Origin of the sequence: Photorhabdus khanii NC19, assembly GCF_000517265.1 — a bacterium.
In the GTDB taxonomy this organism is placed as follows: Bacteria; Pseudomonadota; Gammaproteobacteria; order Enterobacterales; family Enterobacteriaceae; genus Photorhabdus; species Photorhabdus khanii.
This window is the reverse complement of the sequence record NZ_AYSJ01000013.1, coordinates 322588-339854: the sequence shown is the minus strand read 5'-3', so window position 1 is coordinate 339854 and position 17267 is coordinate 322588. Positions and strand designations below refer to the sequence as shown.

The 17267-nt window shown below is 39.4% G+C and carries 15 protein-coding genes; 10 read left to right on the top strand and 5 right to left on the bottom strand.

What is annotated here, in order from left to right; genetic code table 11:
* Nucleotides 1-4: 4 nt before the first annotated feature.
* Together uspE and PTE_RS24580 are read right to left on the bottom strand one after the other, a co-directional pair.
* Complete coding sequence (gene uspE, locus PTE_RS13495; protein WP_036847369.1) at nucleotides 5-949, bottom strand: universal stress protein UspE; 945 nt, start codon at nucleotides 947-949, stop codon at nucleotides 5-7.
* Between the two features lie 327 nt (nucleotides 950-1276).
* Nucleotides 1277-1945 carry a KilA-N domain-containing protein gene (locus PTE_RS24580; protein WP_110742908.1) on the bottom strand — a complete coding sequence of 223 codons (669 nt, stop codon included), beginning with the start codon at nucleotides 1943-1945 and terminating at the stop codon, nucleotides 1277-1279.
* 183 nt (nucleotides 1946-2128) lie between these two features.
* Here PTE_RS24580 and PTE_RS13485 point away from each other — a divergent pair, with 183 nt between their 5' ends.
* Together PTE_RS13485 and PTE_RS13480 are read left to right on the top strand one after the other, a co-directional pair.
* On the top strand, nucleotides 2129-2494 hold the full coding sequence (locus PTE_RS13485) for a DUF4158 domain-containing protein (protein ID WP_036847366.1): 366 nt from the start codon (nucleotides 2129-2131) through the stop codon (nucleotides 2492-2494).
* A 123-nt stretch (nucleotides 2495-2617) separates the two neighbouring features.
* A complete protein-coding gene (locus PTE_RS13480; RefSeq protein ID WP_051477404.1) occupies nucleotides 2618-4576 on the top strand; it encodes a Tn3 family transposase in 1959 nt (652 codons plus the stop codon).
* Nucleotides 4577-4782: 206 nt separating this feature from the next.
* Here PTE_RS13480 and PTE_RS13475 read toward each other — a convergent pair whose 3' ends face one another.
* The gene (locus tag PTE_RS13475; RefSeq protein ID WP_036847363.1) at nucleotides 4783-5538 is read right to left on the bottom strand and encodes a fumarate/nitrate reduction transcriptional regulator Fnr; all 756 of its coding nucleotides are present in this window, start codon (nucleotides 5536-5538) and stop codon (nucleotides 4783-4785) included.
* Between the two features lie 613 nt (nucleotides 5539-6151).
* Here PTE_RS13475 and upp point away from each other — a divergent pair.
* From upp to PTE_RS13435, 8 genes are all read left to right on the top strand, one after another.
* Nucleotides 6152-6808 (top strand): uracil phosphoribosyltransferase, encoded by a 657-nt coding sequence (upp, locus tag PTE_RS13470; protein ID WP_036847360.1) that lies wholly within the window; start codon nucleotides 6152-6154, stop codon nucleotides 6806-6808.
* 53 nt (nucleotides 6809-6861) lie between these two features.
* Complete coding sequence (pptA, locus tag PTE_RS13465) at nucleotides 6862-7086, top strand: tautomerase PptA (RefSeq protein WP_036847357.1); 225 nt, start codon at nucleotides 6862-6864, stop codon at nucleotides 7084-7086.
* A gap of 39 nt (nucleotides 7087-7125) precedes the next feature.
* Nucleotides 7126-7794, top strand: coding sequence for an HAD family hydrolase (locus tag PTE_RS13460; protein WP_036847354.1), 669 nt, complete (start codon nucleotides 7126-7128; stop codon nucleotides 7792-7794).
* Nucleotides 7791-8267: a DMT family transporter gene (locus PTE_RS13455; protein WP_036847350.1), complete on the top strand. Its 477-nt coding sequence runs from the start codon at nucleotides 7791-7793 to the stop codon at nucleotides 8265-8267. The genes PTE_RS13460 and PTE_RS13455 overlap by 4 nt, the downstream gene beginning before the upstream one ends.
* Nucleotides 8267-8704 (top strand): DMT family transporter, encoded by a 438-nt coding sequence (locus tag PTE_RS13450; protein WP_036847347.1) that lies wholly within the window; start codon nucleotides 8267-8269, stop codon nucleotides 8702-8704. Before PTE_RS13455 ends, PTE_RS13450 begins: the two co-directional genes overlap by 1 nt.
* Nucleotides 8705-8731: 27 nt before the next feature.
* Entirely contained in the window at nucleotides 8732-9910 is a 1179-nt protein-coding gene (locus PTE_RS13445) for a questin oxidase family protein (protein ID WP_036847344.1), read from the top strand.
* A gap of 604 nt (nucleotides 9911-10514) precedes the next feature.
* A complete protein-coding gene (locus tag PTE_RS13440) occupies nucleotides 10515-14387 on the top strand; it encodes an amino acid adenylation domain-containing protein (RefSeq protein WP_036847341.1) in 3873 nt (1290 codons plus the stop codon).
* A 101-nt stretch (nucleotides 14388-14488) separates the two neighbouring features.
* Nucleotides 14489-15454, top strand: coding sequence for a pseudouridine-5'-phosphate glycosidase (locus PTE_RS13435; RefSeq protein ID WP_036847339.1), 966 nt, complete (start codon nucleotides 14489-14491; stop codon nucleotides 15452-15454).
* Here the strand turns inward: PTE_RS13435 and PTE_RS13430 are convergent.
* Together PTE_RS13430 and PTE_RS13425 are read right to left on the bottom strand one after the other, a co-directional pair.
* A complete protein-coding gene (locus tag PTE_RS13430; RefSeq protein WP_036847336.1) occupies nucleotides 15416-16198 on the bottom strand; it encodes a fumarylacetoacetate hydrolase family protein in 783 nt (260 codons plus the stop codon). The genes PTE_RS13435 and PTE_RS13430 overlap by 39 nt on opposite strands.
* Before the next feature lie 69 nt (nucleotides 16199-16267).
* Entirely contained in the window at nucleotides 16268-17167 is a 900-nt protein-coding gene (locus tag PTE_RS13425; RefSeq protein ID WP_036847333.1) for an alpha/beta fold hydrolase, read from the bottom strand.
* Between the last annotated feature and the right edge of the window lie 100 nt (nucleotides 17168-17267).

Below are 17267 nucleotides of genomic sequence, written 5' to 3'. Positions count from 1 at the left end.
ACTGTTACTCTTTGGCTGCTTTGACAGGACATGTAAAGCCATCAGGTTTGATAGCCAGCAGGTCACATTTTAGATGGTCGATCACATGTTCTGCGGTGTTTCCCAGAAAAGCAGCAGACAGCCCTGTTCTGCCCAGAATACCAAAAACGACAATACCCGCATTCATCTCATCACACATTTCAGGAATAACATTCTCCGGTAACCCTTCATGGATATGAGTGTATTTCTCATCAATGCAGAATTTCTGGCGAAGCTCTTTCATTGAGATAAGATGTTGACCACGCAGCGCATGGTTATAAATGCTTGGGTCGAAATCCGGTAGTTCAATAGCAATATTCAGCGGTGCGACAGGATAAGCGCTGACCAAATGAATTTCGGGATCTGGCATTATCTGGCGTGCCAGTTCCTGGGTTTCACTGACCAGTTTTAGGTTCAGTTCATGATGGTACGATTCTTCATTAGATAAATTAACCGCAACCAGAACAGAGCCCTGATCCGGCCATATCTGATCTTTTACCATCCATACCGGACATGGGCATTTGCGCAGTAACTGCCAGTCAAGTGGGGTAAAAATCAAGGACCCCAGCTTGTCATGCTTATGCGTCATTTTCAGAAGCAAATCGTGTTCACCCGTAATGACCTCCTGGATAATGGCTTCATGAGGCCGATTGTGCCATACCACTTTTATGTCAATATCAATACCGGCTTTCAGATAGTAGTGCGCTTGTTGTTTAAGCCAGGCAGTGCGCTGGCTGGTAACACCTTTACGCATAGCACTGGCTTCTTCGGGGGAGAGCAAGGTTGTCATCTCATAGGAGAGATCATAAATAGGTAAGAAAGCTTTAATCCGGCCACCGCTACGTTGCACGATATAAACTGCCCGTCTTAATGCCGGCTGATCGTCCTGACTTGGATCAATTGCAACTAAAAGGTTTTGATAGTTTGCCATACATAGTACCCTCACAGAGGCTAGACAAAATACGTTTCAATACTAAAGATAAACCAATATAGGCAAACCGGACAGGTCAGAGGAGGAGCAGATCGACAAATTAAATTGACTCTCCGGTTTCAGCAGCGTGTCTGAGCTTGGCTTCGAGTAGAAGTGGAAACGGTATCCCCCCTTTTAGTGGGTGATACAGATCTGATCCTGGCACATCTCCTGAAGCCGCCTTGTCACTAACTCCTGTCAATCGCGCTATCAATGCAAGATAATCAGCCGATGAGGCGTCTGCAGCATCAGGATTCAGACCATTGTTCAATTCTGAAAGCGCGAATGTCACGCACTGAGGGAGGAAACCACGATTGGTCCTTGAGGGATTGGATCGCTACAAAAAGCTGGGCCATGTTGTTGTTCAGTGTCAGCGACAACTAAATCAAAGGCAATAGCGTAAGCAAAGTTTCTTGCTTTTGGGTTAAGCTCCAGGGCGGGAATAATGTTCGTTTTTATTGACTCTGTATGAATATGATAGTTGACCTTGGCCAGAGTGCGCGAAACATTCCATTCCAGATTTTTCTGTTCATTTTCTGCTTGTTTGAGCCGCTGGAATTCTTTTAATAGATAGAGCTTAAACTCCGCGCTGATCCAGGAAGCAAACTCAAAAGCAATATCCCGATGCGCATAGGTTCCGCCATATCTGCCCGCTTTCGATATGATCCCGATTGCATTGGTGGTTGTGATCCAGCGTTTTGGCGTGAGAGAGAAACTGTTTGCGCCCGCTTCATGTTTAAATCCATCGAATTCGATGGAATTAAAATCGGGATTATGGAGTTGTTCCCACAAACCGATAAACTCAATGGTACTGCGGTTTCTCATCCAGTTTTGCAGAATGTAATCACTGCGGTCGCCATCTTTGTACTTAGCGATGTCAGATAGCGATATATAGTCATCTTGTTTGTCGGAAAAGACAGAGACTTTTATACCCCGGACATCAATTTTTTGCGCCATAAAGCTTTCTTCTCACTTTTGATGTGTCAGTTAAACGAAGGTTTAATTGACAGCCTTGTTCTAGCCTAAGTACGGATGGAAAGATGTAATATAAACTGTATATAAATCTATGTCTATTAAAGGTAGCAGGAAAAAGATAAAGTGACATACTCAATGTAGCCCTGCCATATTAAGAATAAAAAAATGAATACCAATAAAAAGCGCCTGACTATACTGACTCTGCCTGAAATTCAGGACTATTTTGGCCTGCCTCGATTTACTTTGGAGGAACGAGAATATTACTTCACCTTATCCGACACGGAGCATCAGATAATACCGCAAGGCTGGTCTGTTAACTCCAGGGTGAACTTCATTCTTATGCTTGGGTATTTTAAATCCAGGCAAATGTTCTTTACCTACACGCTGGAAGATGTCATCACGGATATCTCTTATATTCTGGCTTGCCATTTCCCTGATCATTCTGCCGCCAATATAAAAGTTCCAGGGCAAGACGACCCGGATACAACTGCAAAGACTTATTTGCCTGCATCTGAATTACCAACGCTATAACAGTATCATGGCAGAACAAGTAGCTGAGCTGGCCGCACGGGTTGTTAAAAGATCAGCTAAGCCTGTGTTTATCTTGCGGGCATTGTTAAGTCACCTCAATAAAAATCAGATCTTAATCCTGACATGGAAGAGGCACTCACAAATTTATTATCTGAAGAATCAGAGGGTCTGCACTGGATAACCCAACTAAAAAAGGCACTAAGGGACTTTAGTTATACCGAAATTGTCAGAGAATCCGCCTGGGTAAAACAACTTAGTCCCCTTTATGAATTTGCCTGTCAGTGGTTACCCTCACTTTGCATATCAAATGAAAGCATCCGCTATTACGCAACACGGGTTGAATATTATTCAGTTTATAAGCTTCGGCGATTTGATCCTTTGATCGCTTATTTTTATCTTCTTTGCTACACCTACCATCGAACGCATGTCATCAATGACAATCTGGTCGAAGCCTTTATTTGCCATGTCCGCCAGTATGAAGAAGCCGCTAAGCTGTTTGCTAAGGATATGGTGTATAAAAGGAAGTCTCAAGCGAATGAAGATATCAAGGCCACGGGCAAAATATTGGTTTTTTTCTTGAACCCTGACATCACTGACAATGTCTCTTTTGGTGAGATACGAACCAAAGCATTTCAATTGTTGAACAGGGAAAAAATGGAGATAGTGACCATCTTTATCGGATCATCAGGCTTTGGTGAAGAGGAGTTTCATTGGCAACACCTGGATACCTTATCGGCCGCCTTTAAAAAGAATCTGCGTCAAATTATCCGGGTACTGGACTTTAGTAGCCATACCGATGAGTCAGGACTTCTTGAAGCCGCAATCTTTGTCCTGACTTGTCTTAGGGACGGAAAAATTTTGCGGCGAATACCCGACAAAGATTTCCCTGTTAATTTTTTAACTAAATCACTTCAAAAATACCTTTACAGCTGGATTATTGCCCTTGGCACCAATATGAGCCTGGGCAGGATGGGAGAGATTTCTGACATAAGTCGTCAGGTGCTACAAACGACATATCAAAACTTCTTCCGAATGGAAACGTTAAAGGAGTCCAAGGATATTGTCGCTAATGCGACCGCCAAATTATCTATTTTCCGACACTACGATATTGAGTCGGATGTGATCCACTCCAGCAGTGATGGGCAACGGTTTGAGACCCAAAGAAATACAGCCAACGCAAGATATGCATCAAAATACTTCGGTCTTAAAAAAGGAATTTCAGCGTTAACACTGGTCGGTAATCATGTGCCAATCAATGCAAAAGTAATAGGTACCCACGAGCACGAGAGTTATTTTGTTTTCGACCTCCTTTACAATAATACGACAGAGATAGCTCCCGATCGCCATTCTGTAGATACCCACGGCACTAATCAGGTTAATTTTTGGATTTTATACGCGTTTGGCTGGCAGTTTGCCCCACGTTACAAAAATTTTCCAACAAAAACAGAGGGTATCATTGGGTTTGAGCCGCCCGGGAAATACAGTGAAGAGTTCCTTATTAAGCCTATTCGTAAAGTGAATGAAGAACTGATTATCGAAGAGTGGCCAAATATTCAACATATAATGGCTTCTCTTGGTCAGAAGGAAACGACGCAATCATCCATTGTTAGGAAATTAAGCTCTTATGCCCGACAAAATAAAACAAAAAAAGCGTTGTGGGAGCTGGATAATATTATAAGAAGCATCTATATGCTTGACTATATTGATAATAAATCCCTGCGCCAATATGTTGCCAAAGCATTAAACCGTGGTGAAGCTTACCACCGATTGAAAAAAGCGATAGCGCATGTCAACGGGGGCAAAATGAATGTAAAAAGTGAAAATGAACAACATATTATCCACGAATGTACCAGACTCATAGCCAATGCAGTTATTTATTTCAACGCAGAACTCTTGTCCAGTTTGTTTGAAAGAGGTGATCCTGACGGTTTATTTGAGATGGGACAGCTGGTGAAAATATCGCCAGTGGCGTGGCAACACATTAATTTCTACGGTCGATTTGAGTTTAATGACATAGCAACAACATTTAGCGTTGATGAGTTCGTCAAGTCGGTTGACCTGGCGACATTATTTACAGATTAAAGTCATAAACAGTGGAAGGGCCTGAAAAGCAACTTTGAACCCTATCGGGGGATGGGCAAAAATAGCCTAAACCCTCATTTTCAAGAACAAGCAGGTCATATGCCACGCCATTCAATGTTGTCCGCCGCCGAGCGGGAAAACTGCCTCCTTTCCATCCTCCTCAAGACGAGGTAGAAAGGAGATTGACGGATAATCTGGTTTTAACATCAGGTAATTGAAACAGATTTTTTCCCGACTAAGTCGGCCAGTTTATCCATATCTTCAATAGTGATGTATTTACCTTTTACGCCGAGAGTATTGTTTTTCTGGAAGCGTCCAAGCAGACGACTAATGGTTTCAACAGTCAGACCAAGGTAATTACCAATATCACTACGAGTCATGGTTAAACGGAATTCTCTTGGTGAGAAACCCCGTTGAGCGAAACGACGGGAGAGGTTATAAATAAATGCGGCTAATCGCTCTTCCGCGTTTTTCTTGGATAACAACAATATCATTTCTTGGTCGCCTTTAATTTCCCCACTCATCAAACGCATCATTTGCTGGCGAAGATTAGGCATTTTACCGGACAGGTCATCCAGTGTTTCAAACGGAATTTCACAAACCATCGATGTTTCCAAGGCTTGAGCAAAACTTGGATGCTGAGTATTAAGGATGGCGTCAAAACCCACTAAATCCCCTGCGAGATGGAAACCTGTGATCTGTTCATCACCTTCTTCGGTGATGGTGTAGCTTTTAATCGTGCCAGAACGGATAGCATAAAGAGATTTCAACTCATCTCCTGCTTTAAACAAAGTTTGCCCTTTCTGGATAGGTTTCTTACGCTCAATGATATTATCGAGCTGGTCAAGCTCGTGTTCATTCAGGGTGAAAGGGATGCACAGCTGGCTAATACTGCAATCCTGGCAGTGGATCGCACAACCACCAGACTGGATTCGACGAATAACACGTTTTTCCTGGATCATATGGCATGCTCATTAGAAATTAGGAATATTGATATAGTTCAACTTTAGCATCTGTTGATGATTCTGGTAAGAGCTATAATAGTTTTCTGCGATTTATTCGGGAAAATGTACTATCTTAATATATTGACTATAAGAAATTATTACATTGCGTAAAGTTGATGTTCGGTCATTGCCATAGCAAGACTGTATTCAATATCAGCGGCTTGAATTGAATTTGGCAAAGGGGTTCTCGCTTTATCCACCTATGCCAAGCTCTATTTTTCCGTTCTCCATAGCAATTATCTTTTAAAATCTATCCATTTTTTATTTTTCTGACAAGTCAGATTATGGTTCCATATAAAGGTTTATAGAGAAATAAGACAAGTCTGAAAATAAGGCTTGAATTTAAGAGCCTATTTTTGATTTTATTGCTAAATACAACTATTTAAATAATAAAGTAGTAGTATATAAAATATTCTGTAGATTCGGCCTATTGCATTAAGAGAATGGATATGAGAGTTTATCTTTTAATCGATATGTGGATGATCTCAATAGACACATTGATTATCACCAGTTTATTTTAGATCAAACACAACTGAATAACATTTATCTATAAATATTAGTTGGAGTTATAATGGATAATTATAATAACGTACATGTTTTACCGAAAAGTCAGTATTTGACTTCTTTGCATACAAAAGCGCGTAATCGTAATGCCGAACAATCGGAGTTTGTGTTTTACTCTGATCGTATTATTCGATTATTATTAGAGGCAGCATCTGAATTGCTACCCTATACCTCTCATCATATTCAAACCCCCATTGGGGATATTTATAATGGAACTGTTTTAAATACTAAACTTTGTGGTGTTTCGATAATACGTGCCGGAGAAAGCATAGAAGGCGAATATAGAAAAATGTATCCTGATTCCCCAGCGGGAAAAATTCTTATTCAAAGAGATAAATTGACAAAACTGCCTCATTATTATTATTCGAACTTACCTGATGATATTGCAGAGAGAGCTATTTTACTTTTTGAGCCTATGTTGGCGACGGGCGGATCATTAGCTAAGGCTATCGATTTATTAAAAGAAAAAGGCGTACCTGAAGAGAATATTATTGTTGTTAATTTTCTTTCTTCTCCTGTTGGTCTTCATAGAATCATGACATCATATCCTAAAATTCAACTGGTTACTTCTTCAATTGAAAATGGACTTAATGAAGATGCTTTTATGAATCCAGGCATTGGTGATTTTGGTGATCGATATTTCGGAACTTATAAACCATCTTGAATGCGATATAACAAAATTAGAGTAATTCTCTTTTAGAATTGAAAGGAGGACATATGCCACATATTAATATAAAACATTTTCCTGCTCACCTCTCACAAGAAGATAAAGATATCTTATCTTTAGAATTGACAAAGGTGGTAACAAAGATGTTTGGTTGTAGAGAAGAGGTTATTTCCATTTCATTAGAGCCGATCGAACAAGAAAAATGGAATGAAGAGGTTTATTTCCCTGAAATTAAACTCAAAGAAACCTTGTTGATTAAATTGCCAAATTATTAATTTATTTTTATAACTGAGGATCTTTTAAAGATATTTTTAATGAATAAAATACTCATTTTCGATTTAGACGGTACATTGTTTGATACTTCTCGAGCAATAATAGAAACGTTCAATGCTGTTTTTAAGGTATTTAACATTCCATTAGTAGGAGATGAAAACATTCGCGCTACAATTGGTCTGCCTTTAGAGAAAGCATTTGCAACGCTCTTAAATATATCTGTTGAAAAGGCGTTAATCTCTAAAGCTGTTGAACAATATCAATTGCAGTATCGTCGGTGTATTCTGCCAAAAGCAAAGGAATTGTTATTTCCTGGTGTTGAAGATGGATTAATCGCTTTAAATAAAAAAGATATAAAACTATCGGTAGCGACCAGCAAATTTACCGCAAGTGCGACAGCATTACTTGAGGCTGCGGGAATAGACGCTGTGTTTGACCGGATAATTGGTGCTGATCACGTTTCAAAACCTAAACCTGATCCAGAATCAGGAAGGAAAATTTTGGAATATTACGGTGCTGTACCAGAGATGGCTGTTATGGTAGGTGATACCACTCACGATATTTATATGGCAAGGGCAGCTGGCATGCGATCAATAGCAGTGACATATGGTATACATAGTGTCGGTATGTTGGAAGAAGCCAGGCCAACTTGGATTGCTAATTGTTTTTATGACGTATGCCATATTATTGAGGAGAATATACTTAAGTGATTAATACGATAAGAAATATCTTATTGGCAATTATTGGTGGAAGTCTACTGACATTGATGATTTACACCAATAGTATATTGTCGGAAAGTACAACACCCTTTTTTGCATCATGGGTAGCTCATGGTATTGGTACGATTGTTGCTTTGATATTATTTATTATTGTGGCTAAGTGCTTTTCTAAAAAAGAAACAGACGAAAAGAAACATAAGAAATCGAATATTCCTATATGGTTTTATCTTGGTGGTATTCCTGGTGCGCTTACCGTTGTGTTAGCGGCTGTTGCTATTAATGGTGGGCTACCATTATCTAGTACAATTTCATTAGGGTTAGTTGGGCAAATACTTTTTGGTCTGGTTGCTGATCATTTCGGGTTTTTAAGAACAAAAAAAAGAAAGATAGTGATACAAGATTTATATGTTATTTTCTTTGTTCTATTTGGCAGTATGTTAATTCTGTTTGGGGGAAGCAACTAATGTTGAGTTTGATTTTTGTTGCCTTTTTAAATGGCATATTTATAGCGGCAACAAGGACGATTAATGGGCAATTAAGTGTCTCGATAGGTTCTTTTGGTGCTTCACTTTGGAATCATATCGGTGGTTTTTTTCTCTTAACAGTGGTATTAACGCTTTTATCGAGTTGGCAATGGAATGAATGGGATTTTGACTCTATTCCAGCAGCGGCTTATATGGGTGGGGTGTTTGGCGCTCTGTTTGTAGCAGTCAGTAGCTATATTTTCCCTAAACTAGGGGCGATGAATGCCGCCATCCTTGTTATTGCCGGGCAAATGTTATCAGCGGTACTGCTTGATTGGTTATATCAGGGGATTACTCCTGGGTTAGTGAAGATTGTTGGAGTATTGTTTGTGTTAGTAGGAATTTACTTAACTAGAAAAACAACTGAGTCAAAATAAGAATAGCATCAACAATAAGGTAAAAAAATGATTAACAAACTACTTAATGATCGTTCATATCATATTGAATTTAACGGTCACCTGACTAACCACGTTAAACATGCTGTTATAGCGCTGCATGGCTTGGGCATCAGTGCGGATAGAATTAAAGACTATTATGATAATTATGCTAAATTGACGCCCTATGGTATGGGGCTTGAACCCCCTAAAACATTAAAGCATGTGATAGACAGTGCGAATTGGAAATATTTCTTAGGCAAAAGAACAAGTTATTCTTCTTACTGTGATTATTTTGAAGAGGAAATTAAAAAGAAAGGGATTGAACAGGTATTGCAAGAATATATGCCGACGCTTTTGTCTGGATGGGCTGGTGCATTAACTCACGGTACCATTCATTTAGGTTGGGCATTGGATGTCGATCATCCTTGGATGATTATTGAAGGGCTTGCTTACATGGCATTCTCCTCTGTTCCTTGTCATTCAGAGAGAGCGTTTATTGATAATTCTCTAAACGACAAGAATGCTTTTGATTCTATATTGAGAATGTCAACGCTGTGGGAGGAAAGGAAAGTAGAATTGACCGATTGGGTGAATTCGTTGGTTAATAATGAAAATCTGGCCGATACCGATTTAATACATCCTGAATTAAAGAGATCGGGACTTCAATATCGTATTGCGCGTATCTTAATGCAAGGCCACCCAGAAATATATCGTTTGCCGGTTTGGATTGAGACACAAGATGTAGAAGAAAGTTGGGCTCAGTTATTCTATGTCATCACATTGATTTATCTCGCTAAACCCGGTGATTTTCTGTTTCTTCATTTGGTTACCTCATTGTTTGCAATGAAAAATATCGCTTCACGTTTACCTGTTGAAGAAAGTAAAAATATTATTAAATGTTACTGGGTTGGTATGTTGTGCATTCTGTTTTCAACAACTGATTTATCGAAGCCCGCTAAATTTTCTGCGCTTAATCAGGCTTATTCATTCAGGCAAGACGAAATGACTTATTCTGTCTGGGAACAGGAGTGGTCGCATATTATTGCCAGGGCATTAGAGGAAGAAGAAGAACATAACCCGAAACTGGTTTATGTTATGAATCAATTGTGGAAAAAATATGGTTTAACCCTTTATAGGGCAGCCGCAAATCAATTTACAAACACTCCTTTGCTTCCTCCTTCTTTCGAAGAAGCACCGATTGAATAATAAACTGGCTCTATTGTTTTATTAAAATATTATATTCCAGGGGGGTAAAAGGGACGTTGGGGAAGAAGATAAAAACGCTTTAGAGAGATAAGAGCGTCATCGGAGATTGAGAAAATAGTATGGATGAACTATGACGATAAGGAAAGGTGTTCTCTTGTCTCTCAATTAATATTGGAATATTTAAAGAACAATGAATTAATTAATTGATAATTCCGTATCGTGATGAGGTGCATTTTGATAGATGTATCTTATCACGAAATCACAAATAAATGATCCGGAATTACCGGGGATAATAATAACCGTTTTATTTGCGGAGAGTATTGAATAATCATAATTTAAATTTTTTGAATTCATCATCTAATAAATTAATTTTTTAGATAATCTTTAAGGTATTGTCTTATACGAATGCCAGATTACTTATAGTAATTGGCAAGGATATTTATTTGCCTCGAAGAGTGTGTCTTTGTTGAATTTAATTAATTGAATGATTTTAATAAAATATAAGTCATCAATCATGATCAAAAAGACACTTATAATTTCGTAGATAAAATGTCATTTTTAACTACGGCGATATTTACTTCATTATTATATAAAGTAACTGAAAATGTTAGAAAATAATATTAAACAATGTGATTTAATCACTGATGTTTGCCTTAAAGAAGACGCAATAACATTGATGGATATGCTTGAAAGTCAACTAAAGTACCAGGCAGATGGATATGTTGTTATTGATAAAGAACAATCGCTTAATTACGCTGATTTCTATTTGAAAGTGAAAGAGATTGGATATTGTCTATCAGAAATGAGCTCAAAAAATTCAGTGAGTATTGGGCTTTTTTGTGACCCTTCTATAGATTTAATTTGTGGTGCGTGGGGTATTTTATCAGCGAATAAAGCCTATTTGCCTTTATCGCCTGACTATCCAGCTGAGCGCCTCAAATATATGATAGAAGATTCTGGCATTGATGTGATTTTTACCCAATCGCATTTAAAAGAACAGTTGCAGGACATTGCACCAAAATCAGTATTAATTATCACACCGGAAGATGTCGCTCTGACGATAAAAACACGAACAATAGAAGATATTCTCAATACGGCTCGAGTTCCCAACCCAACCAGCCTGGCTTATATTATTTATACTTCTGGTAGTACGGGTAAACCAAAGGGAGTTATGATTGAGCATCACAGTATTGTGAATCAAATGAGATTTCTTGCAAAAGCGTTCAGCTTAGGCAAGCACTCTCGAATTTTGCAGAAAACGCCAATGAGTTTTGATGCTGCTCAATGGGAAATTTTAGCGCCTGCAATAGGTGTCCAAGTGATTATTGGCCCTGTAGGATGCTATCGCGATCCGGATGCGATTATTAAAACAATTCTTCAACATCAAGTGACAACTTTGCAATGTGTTCCTACTTTACTGCAAGCGTTACTAGATAATCCCAATTTTTTGGATTGCTTATCACTGACTCAAGTATTCAGTGGAGGAGAGGCGCTGACAACCAAATTATCCGCTCAATTTTTGAATAGCTTTACTCACTGTGAATTGATCAATTTATATGGTCCAACAGAATGTACGATTAATTCATCGTATTTCCGGGTGACAAATGAAACTTTGCCAAATTATCAAACATCTATTTCAATTGGTATACCTGTAGATAATACAGAATACTACGTTCTTGATGAGAATAGATTACCTGTGGTGGTGGGTGAAATTGGCGAGCTTTATATTTCGGGTGTTCAGTTAGCACGTGGCTATTTGCATAAGCCAGAAATGACAAAAGATAAATTTATTTATAATCATCTTGCATCCGAAACTAAATACCCGTGGTTATATCGAACGGGAGATCTCGTGACCAGAGGGGCCGATGGTAATACTTATTTTGTTGGTCGGGTTGATAGCCAGGTCAAGTTACGAGGTTATCGTATTGAGCTTGATGAAATACGTCATGCGATTGAAGAACATAGCTGGATAAAAACAGCGGCAATGTTAATTAAGAAAGATGCCAGAACGGGTTTCCAAAATCTCATAGCATGTGTGGAATTGGATGAAAAAGAAGCCGCGCTGATGGATCAAGGTAATAGTAGCTCACATCACAAATCAAAAACCAATAAACTCCAGGTGAAAGCTCAACTTTCTAATTCTGGTTGTCGGAGTGAAGAATTGTGTGAGAATCGTCCTGTAATCTTACTGCCTTATAAAGAAGGAGAGATAAAACAAAGAGAATATGTCTTTGGGCGCAAGACATATCGCTATTTTGAGGGGACAGAAATAACGGTAGAGAAACTAAAAACATTGCTGACAACCACTCAGCAGCGTGAAATTTGCTCTTTGCCACTGAATCATTTAACACTTAAAGATTTCGGCTATGTGTTGCGTTATTTTGGTCAGTTTACCAGTCATCAACGTTTATTGCCAAAATATGCCTATGCTTCACCGGGTGCTCTCTATGCGACTCAAATGTATTTTGAATTGCATCATGTTCTCGGTTTGGATGCGGGGATTTACTATTATCATCCTGTGACTCATGAGTTAATAAAAATTTCAACATTGAGTCGTCGGCAAAAGCCAATGATAAAAGTACATTTTATTGGAAAGCGTGAAGCTATTGAGCCCGTTTATAAGAACAACATACAAGAAGTTCTGAAAATGGAAGCGGGTCATATGATGGGGCTCTTTGACGATATATTACCGGAAATCGGCTTGGGTATTGGTGAAAGTGAATATCAAGCTGCCTGTCCTGATTGGTATGATGGTAATATTCAGGATTATTACCTTGGTGCATTTGAAATATGTCGCTATGAAAATAGATTACCACCATTTGATACCGATCTTTATTTGCAAACACATGCTAATAAAATACCTGAGATGCCATGTGGTTTATATCACTTTTCTAACGGGGAATTTGTGCGAGTAAGTGATGATATTGTTCGGAAAAAGGATGTTATCGCGATTAATCAGCAAGTTTATGATCGTTCCAGTTTTGGTGTGTCAATTATTCCACGTTGTGTCCCTGAATGGCATTATTATATTACATTGGGTCGTCGATTACATGCGTTGCAAAGTAATCAATTGTGTATTGGATTAATGTCATCTGGTTACAGCTCAGAGAGCAATAACGATTTACCTTCGGCGAAAAGGATGCGATCTATTCTGAATGCGCTTGATAAACCTATGGCGGCATTTTATTTCTGTATAGGCGGGAGTGTTAGCCAAGAGCAATACACTTGTGAAGGTATGAAAGAAGATGTTGTTCATATGAAAGGGCCAGTTGAGATCATTAAAGATGATCTTCATCAGCAACTCCCTCAATATATGATCCCAAATAAGGTATTAGTTTTCGATAAATTACCTTTGACGGCCAATGGAAAAGTAGATTACCCGTCTTTGTCAAAATCTAAAGCAGTGGAGGATATCTCAACACAGAGACCATTAGTGCCATTACGGACAGAGACTGAATTGAGGCTTGGAAAAATTTGGATGGAAGTGATGAAATGGGATTCAGTATCTGCACACGATGATTTTTTCGAGAGTGGAGGTAATTCTTTGATGGCCGTTGCTATGGTTAATAAGATCAATGAGGCCTTTAATATTCGTTTTCCGCTACAGATACTTTTTCAATCTCCCAATATAGAAGAGTTGGCTAAGTGGATTGAGCAAGCCGATGCTAAAACAATATCAAGATTAATCTTATTGAATCAGGCAAGTAAGGATCCAATTTACTGTTGGCCGGGTTTGGGTGGATATCCTATGAGTTTGAGGTTGCTGGCTAATAAAGTGGTTCCCGACAGGGCATTTTATGGAATACAGGCATATGGGATAAACGAGAGTGAAATACCGTTTTCTTCTATCCAGAGAATGGCAGAGGAAGATATTAAAGAGATAAAGAAAATACAGCCAGAAGGGCCCTATACATTATGGGGATATTCATTTGGCGCCCGGGTAGCATTTGAGGCTGCGTACCAGCTTGAACAAGCCGGAGAAGAAGTTAAGGCATTAAACTTGTTAGCACCGGGATCGCCTCATCTTCACATGAAGCAAGAGAAATATCACGATAAAGGCGCTGAATTTACTAATCCGGCTTTTGTTCAAATACTTTTTTCTGTATTTGCTCGTTCAATCAGTAGCCCAATGGTTAAAACTTGCTTAGAACAGGTGAATAGTGAAGCGACATTTATTAACTTTATATGTAGTCGTTTTAAAAACTTGGAGCCATCATTAGTAAAACGTATCGTTAGGATTGTGACTTTGACTTATGATTTCAAGTACAGTATTGATGAGCTTTATCACAGATATCTAAAGGCACCTATAACTATTCTCAAGGCGAATAAAGATAATGATTCATTTATCGAAAAATCTGGCGTGTTTTCATCAACACCACCTAAAATAATTGAATTGATATCGGATCACTATCAACTGTTGGAAAATGAAGGTGTGACTGAGATTGAGAAAATAATCTCGCTTTTAAATTACCAGTAATAAATACAATCCGTAAGATTCAATAAGTAGATATTAATAGATATATTATCTCTAATGTTATATTTAGTAGATAATATCAAGAGAATGAAAAGGTATATAACATGAATATCAGTCATAGCGTTCCACTTAAATTCAGCTGTGAAGTAAAAGACGCGCTTGAATCAGGAAAACCTGTTGTTGCTCTGGAATCCAATGTGATTACACATGGCTTGGATTACCCTGATAATGTCATAACAGCTAAGCATGTTGAGCAGGCTGTTCGTGAAAGTGGGGCAATTCCCGCAACGATAGGAATAGATAATGGTGAATTTCTGATTGGGATGTCAGATGAACAAATTGAGAAATTTGCTACTGCATCTCATGTTCCAAAAGTCACGAGTCGGGATATTCCGGTCGTGTTAGCGAGTGGCGGTATGGGGGCGACAACAGTGGCATCGTCAATACTTGCAGCAGAAATAGCGGGTATTAAATTCTTCTGTTCTGCGGGGATTGGTGGGGTACATCGAGGTGCAGAGACGAGTATGGATATATCCGCAGACTTGACTCAGTTAACGCGTTCCCGTGTTGCTGTGGTCTGCGCTGGCGCAAAAAATATCCTCGATATTGGATTAACATTGGAATTCCTGGAGACATGGAATGTGCCAATCATATCCTATCAGTCGGATGATTTTCCTGCATTTTACTGTCGTTCCAGCGGATTCAAAAGTCCACAACGTCTTGATGATCCCGCCGTAATTGCCAAAGCGATTGAGATAAATTGGATGTTGCCGGGGGGAAAGGGGATATTAATTACGACACCAACCAAGCCAGAGGATGCGATAGAGAGTCAAAAGATTGATATGATTATACAAGATGCGGTATTAGAGGCTAAGAAGAATAATATTGTTGGTAATTCGTTGACAAAGTATCTGATGAGAATGATTGACCGAGAAACCAATGGGATCTCGGCGAAAGCTAATATGGCTGTATTAGTTAATACAGCAAATGTTGCTGGAAAGTTGGCGGTGGCCCACACCATTCATAAATTTTCAGGCGAAATTTATTCTGGCAGATCCCAGGCCCAATAAGTTGATTTTCAATTGATCACCGGCATTAACTGGTACCATTGTGGCAAGGGAACCGGAAAGAATAATTTCTCCCTGGCGTAGCGTCGTATCCAGCGTTCCCAGCCTATTCGCCAACCAGGCAACGGCGTTGGCAGGGTGCCCAAATGCGGCGGCACCTATGCCGGTATCAATCAGTTTGCCGTTCTTTTCCAGTGTCATGGTAACGGCAGCCAAATCAATTTCTGATGGCAGACGGGTACCGTTACCAATAACAAATAAACCTGATGAGGCATTATCAGCAACCGTATCCGTGATTTTTATTTTCCAATCACGGATACGGGAATCGACGATTTCGATACAGGGTACAACATAAGCTGTTGCTTGCAATACATCTTCCGCAGTAATACCTGGACCACGCAAATTGTGTTTCAGGATAAAGCCAATTTCACCTTCAGCCTTCGGCGCAATTAATTGTTCAATGGGCACAGTGGCATTATTTTCGTAATACATATCTGAGGTGAGAATGCCAAAGTCTGGCTGATCTACGTCCAATATATCCATCACTGCCTGGCTGGTGATACCAATTTTCTTACCGATAATTCGTTCATCGGTTGTTTCCAGACGGCGGGCAATAACTTTTTGCTGGATGAGATAAGCATCGTGTAATGTCAGTTTTGGATATTCATCAGAAATCGGGTTGATGGCTTGATGACTCCGCCATGATTGAAACAATTTTTCGCCAAGATGGTTTATCACGTTATTCATTGGTTGTTGCTCCTGATCAGGCGACAAAAGTGATATTCCGGGGGGAATATCACCCATTTGCAAGCGACATTATTTGTTGCCGTTTAGCAGAAAATCGATATGAATTCGATTGAAGGTGTCTGGATCCTCATATTGAGGCCAGTGACCACATTTTTCCATTACGACAAAACGGCTGTTTTTGATAAGCGCGGCAAGGTGCTGACCCACGGAAACCGCGGCAGTTGGATCGTGAGTTGTCCATAGCACCAGAGTTTCGGCCTGAATTTTTGCCAGCTCATCTTCGGTCAGAAGATTACGCAGGCGGGTATCCATGTCTTGCAGGCACATAATGTTTTCCATTGCAGATAACATATCTGGCTGACGATAAATCGCAAAACGGGATTCAACCAGGTCTTCTGTCACCATAGCAGGATCTTCCATCAGGAATTCAAGACGCTTGCGGGTGGCTTCCAGATCCGGGTTTTTCACTGCATTCAGGCTCAGAGTGCGCAAGCGTTCCATCACATTTGGATCGGCAATCATACCTCCCGCTGTATTCAGCACCAGACGGCGAATATATCGTGGATATTTTGCCGCAAAGCGGGCGGCGACCCATCCACCTAAAGATTCACCGGAAAGGTGAATTTTTTTCAGATTTAATGTTTCGACAAAATCCCGCAAGTGTTCTACATAATCGATAATTTCATAAGAGCGGACAGGTTTATCAGTGAAACCATGTCCTAACATATCAATTGCCAATACGCGAAAATGTGCAGCATGAGGCAGAACATTACGCATATAGGCTTCCAGATGACCACCAATACCGTGCAAGAAAATCAGGGTTTCAGGGCCGCTGCCAGCTTCAAGTACGCGGGTTTTTATCCCTTTTACATTAATATGGTGCAAATGAACTTCACCACCAGCAATTGCTGACCAAAGCGATCGTAACTCAGGTTGTACAAGCTTATGTTGACGGTTTGTCGTTGACATAACAATATTTCCCTTATTTTTTTCAGGTTAATTTAATGTTAATATAACGACATCAAGCAATATTAACTAATACTTAATATGTCTAATCTGAAATGTAAAA

Excerpts from the sequence above, each read along its gene's own strand:
- uspE (WP_036847369.1), bottom strand. The coding sequence starts at position 949 with ATGGCAAACTATCAAAACCTTTTAGTTGCAATTGATCCAAGTCAGGAC.
- PTE_RS24580 (WP_110742908.1), bottom strand. The coding sequence starts at position 1,945 with ATGGCGCAAAAAATTGATGTCCGGGGTATAAAAGTCTCTGTCTTTTCC.
- PTE_RS13485 (WP_036847366.1), top strand. The coding sequence starts at position 2,129 with ATGAATACCAATAAAAAGCGCCTGACTATACTGACTCTGCCTGAAATT.
- PTE_RS13480 (WP_051477404.1), top strand. The coding sequence starts at position 2,618 with ATGGAAGAGGCACTCACAAATTTATTATCTGAAGAATCAGAGGGTCTG.
- PTE_RS13475 (WP_036847363.1), bottom strand. The coding sequence starts at position 5,538 with ATGATCCAGGAAAAACGTGTTATTCGTCGAATCCAGTCTGGTGGTTGT.
- upp (WP_036847360.1), top strand. The coding sequence starts at position 6,152 with ATGGATAATTATAATAACGTACATGTTTTACCGAAAAGTCAGTATTTG.
- pptA (WP_036847357.1), top strand. The coding sequence starts at position 6,862 with ATGCCACATATTAATATAAAACATTTTCCTGCTCACCTCTCACAAGAA.
- PTE_RS13460 (WP_036847354.1), top strand. The coding sequence starts at position 7,126 with ATGAATAAAATACTCATTTTCGATTTAGACGGTACATTGTTTGATACT.
- PTE_RS13450 (WP_036847347.1), top strand. The coding sequence starts at position 8,267 with ATGTTGAGTTTGATTTTTGTTGCCTTTTTAAATGGCATATTTATAGCG.
- PTE_RS13445 (WP_036847344.1), top strand. The coding sequence starts at position 8,732 with ATGATTAACAAACTACTTAATGATCGTTCATATCATATTGAATTTAAC.
- PTE_RS13440 (WP_036847341.1), top strand. The coding sequence starts at position 10,515 with ATGTTAGAAAATAATATTAAACAATGTGATTTAATCACTGATGTTTGC.
- PTE_RS13435 (WP_036847339.1), top strand. The coding sequence starts at position 14,489 with ATGAATATCAGTCATAGCGTTCCACTTAAATTCAGCTGTGAAGTAAAA.
- PTE_RS13430 (WP_036847336.1), bottom strand. The coding sequence starts at position 16,198 with ATGAATAACGTGATAAACCATCTTGGCGAAAAATTGTTTCAATCATGG.
- PTE_RS13425 (WP_036847333.1), bottom strand. The coding sequence starts at position 17,167 with ATGTCAACGACAAACCGTCAACATAAGCTTGTACAACCTGAGTTACGA.